Source organism: Neobacillus drentensis, from assembly GCF_036966985.1.
Taxonomy (GTDB): Bacteria; Bacillota; Bacilli; order Bacillales; family Cytobacillaceae; genus Neobacillus; species Neobacillus drentensis_E.
The window spans coordinates 1-3,227 of the sequence record NZ_JBALSN010000702.1 but is presented as its reverse complement, the minus strand read 5'-3'; the positions used below and the strand labels follow the sequence as shown (position 1 = coordinate 3,227).

General features: G+C 32.5%; 3 protein-coding genes. 1 reads left to right on the top strand and 2 read right to left on the bottom strand.

Annotation, left to right across the window (positions count from 1 at the left end; all coding sequences use genetic code 11):
• Window positions 1-133 precede the first annotated feature (133 nt).
• Window positions 134-568, top strand: coding sequence for a CBS domain-containing protein (locus V7659_RS30735; RefSeq protein WP_335543792.1), 435 nt, complete (start codon window positions 134-136; stop codon window positions 566-568).
• Between the two features lie 836 nt (window positions 569-1,404).
• On the opposite strand, the gene V7659_RS30730 is transcribed toward V7659_RS30735, so the two are convergent.
• Together V7659_RS30730 and V7659_RS30725 are read right to left on the bottom strand one after the other, a co-directional pair.
• Window positions 1,405-1,869: a CBO0543 family protein gene (locus V7659_RS30730; protein WP_335543791.1), complete on the bottom strand. Its 465-nt coding sequence runs from the start codon at window positions 1,867-1,869 to the stop codon at window positions 1,405-1,407.
• Between the two features lie 201 nt (window positions 1,870-2,070).
• Window positions 2,071-2,952, bottom strand: coding sequence for a PhzF family phenazine biosynthesis protein (locus V7659_RS30725; RefSeq protein WP_335452539.1), 882 nt, complete (start codon window positions 2,950-2,952; stop codon window positions 2,071-2,073).
• Window positions 2,953-3,227 lie beyond the last annotated feature (275 nt).

The window sequence follows — 3,227 nt, the reverse complement described above, 5'->3', positions numbered from 1 at the left end:
TTATTAAGCAGAAAGGTAGAGTGGTGACATTTTAATAAAAAACTATACAGCTTTTAATTGAAAAAAATTACCATTAATAATATCGCCAAAGTACCCTATCCTATAAAGGATAAATATATTTGGAGGTAGTTTCATGGCACAATTAAGAGATATAATGACATCAAATATTGTAACAGTTAACGATACACAGACCGTACAGGAAGCTGCAGCGTTAATGAGCGAATATAATATCGGTGCAATCCCAGTTGTAAATAACAGCAGACAAATCGTTGGAATTATAACGGATCGTGATATTACCCTTCGTACGACAGCACAAGGAGAAAATGCACAAACACCAGTATCTCAAGTCATGACTGCACAGCAAATCGTACAAGGTACACCTGATATGGATGTTCATCAAGCAGCAAATTTGATGGCACAGCAGCAAATTCGCCGAGTGCCGGTAATCGAAAATGGACAAATAGTAGGAATGGTTGCTTTAGGTGATTTAGCGGTACAAAATCAATATGCAAACGAAGCGGAACAGGCATTACAAAGTATTTCAACTCCTTCCGCTCCTCAACAATAGTAAGGGGTTACTTTTAATTAGCGCACAGACCCAGAAATTGGTCTGTGCCACCATTTTTTATATTACATTTTGTTTCACTAATCCTTCATAAGCTGAACAAGCAAGGAGTCAATCTACCAAAAAAAGACCCATAAAGAGAAAGCACCGATTACAACTATAATAAGTGATAACACTATTAGAATTATTTTCGCAATATTTTAAGATTTTTCTTGCTATTTTGTGAAATAGAATTATATCCGGAACTGCCAAGAGCATAGGTATCATTTTTTATTCATTTCCACTTCTTAACTTCCTTCGAATGTTCCGCTGTCATATATTTTAACAAGACTAATATGCAAAAGGTTATTCCTAGAATTAAAATCAACAATCCAGCAACTAAAGCCTCCATTTTTCTCAATTCCATATATTAATTTCTATTCTCTATACGTAGATATTTAGCCATACAAAAAATTTAATCATTAAGTTAGCCCATAACTTCCTACGCAAAGCAAAATAGAAGATACTAGAATAAACTAAAAGACTTAAGACTATTCGATACATTGAAACCTTTTCTATTCCCTAGTCGAAAGGTCAATGAATGTATATATTAGTACAGTAATAATAAATACAAATAGGTAAGCCTTATATCGCTTTTCTTTTCTTCCAGATTCTTCTTTAAATTCATACATTTTGTTAACCTCATCAAATTATCATTTTTTGACTAATCAATATTTTTATTCAATTAATGCGCCAGAATACGGACTATTGAAAAATGCGAAGTGCAAAAATGGCTCTTAGTTATTAAAAGAAAAGCAATAGATAGATAAAGAAATGGTAAACCTTGCAATGGAGATTCCTTAATTATATCTTTCTTTCCTGTTTATCAAGTGCATAAGGAAACGGATAAACATCATTAGAAGAAAGGTGCTTATAAATGTGTATATCCATGTCCATGTATGGTATTTAATTAATTCGGTATATCTTTCAAAAAAAATCTCAATTATCGTTAAAACAGTGGTGTACAAAATACATTGTAGAACAATGTTGAGATATCTTGAACGATAAGTCGTTTGATAAAAGTAAATACAAACAACTGGAAATAGAAGATATTCATAAAGAAGGCTGGAACTAAAATAGTTACTTAAAAATCTCACTGGATATTCGAGCATTTTCTTTTCTACAACAAGAACACCAAAAAACGTTGAAAAAAAAGAGGCCAATAAAAAAATTAAAATCCAATTTTTAATTGGTGGTTTTCTTAAACTAGAAAACAATAGGGTGATCCCGATTATGAGCAGTGACCACAATATTATTCTATCCATAGGTAAAATAGCCCCCTATCTTTGCTTTGCTTATCAATGAGTATAACCAAAGTAAAGATCAAAGATATTATCAATTGCAAAAAACTCAGCAAAAAAGACGCTTTCCGAAAAGCGCCCGATTGTGGAAGATCAAGATATTGATTATATTTGCTGCCTTTAGCTTGTTAAACTATCGCACCCGTTAGTATGAAGAAGGAAGGTTTAAAGAAACCATTCACCTTGGGCAAGTTTTTCTACTTTACCTCCTACATATACGGTGATTTCCCCGTTATCTTCACTTGCTTTCAAAAATAATAAGGATGGTCTTTTTATTTCATATCCTTGTTCTACACGAATATTTATTTCACTTTTTTCAAAATACTGATATTTAACTAAATAAGAAGCTAAACATCCATTAGCACTGCCAGTAGCTGCATCTTCAGGAACCCCATAATAATCTGCAAAGTCTCGAACATTTAAATCATTTTCAGAATTATATGCTTCGGGAGAAAACACCATAATGGCTTTTGCATCAGTATCTTCAATTAATTCAAAGTATTTTTCTTTATTTACGCTTACCTTTTTAACTGCTTCTAAAGATGTTAAAGGTACAACAATCACTGGAAGTCCAGTTGAAATCTCTTGGATAGGAAATCTATCATCTATGTATTCTTTATCTATACTTAAAACATCAGAAACTTTATTTGCATCTAAAATCCGACCAAAAGTTGGTTTGTTTTGTTTCATCCATAGTATTTCTTCTTGATCATCGAACGAGACAGGAATCCGTCCGCCTTTAAAATTTAATATAAGATTATCGGATGGTTCGGTTAATACTTCGCTTTGAATGATATACGCGGTACCTAAAGTTGGATGCCCAGCAAAAGGGACTTCTTCGTTAGGCGTAAAGATTCGAACGTCGTAACCGCCAGCTTTTTCTTTGTCAGATAAAATAAAAGTAGTCTCTGAAAAATTAATTTCCTTAGCTATTTGTTGCATCTCATCATCGGAAATGTTTCCAGCATTTTTAAAAACAGCAAGTTGATTCCCTGTATATTTTCCTTGTGAAAAAACATCAACAATGGAATAATTTATTTTCCCCATAATTTCTCTCCTTATTTGCATTTTTTGTAATATTTTATATAAGATACCATACATTTCATTTAAATTTAAGTGAAAAACATTACGATAACCGCACTAACCTACCTCGTTATTGGAACAAGAAAAAAGGGCTGCCGTAGCAACCCCTTGTTCAGCTCAAGCACCCGTTACTTTAAGTATAATTATTCACAAACTATTTGATATTCTTAGGTCAGTTTTCTACTATTATCTCTATTAATGAAAACGTAATAGAGATCTGCCAATGTTTGAGTTAGTAA

Coding starts and splice junctions, on each gene's coding strand:
- V7659_RS30735 (WP_335543792.1), top strand. CDS start 134: ATGGCACAATTAAGAGATATAATGACATCAAATATTGTAACAGTTAAC.
- V7659_RS30730 (WP_335543791.1), bottom strand. CDS start 1,869: ATGGATAGAATAATATTGTGGTCACTGCTCATAATCGGGATCACCCTA.
- V7659_RS30725 (WP_335452539.1), bottom strand. CDS start 2,952: ATGGGGAAAATAAATTATTCCATTGTTGATGTTTTTTCACAAGGAAAA.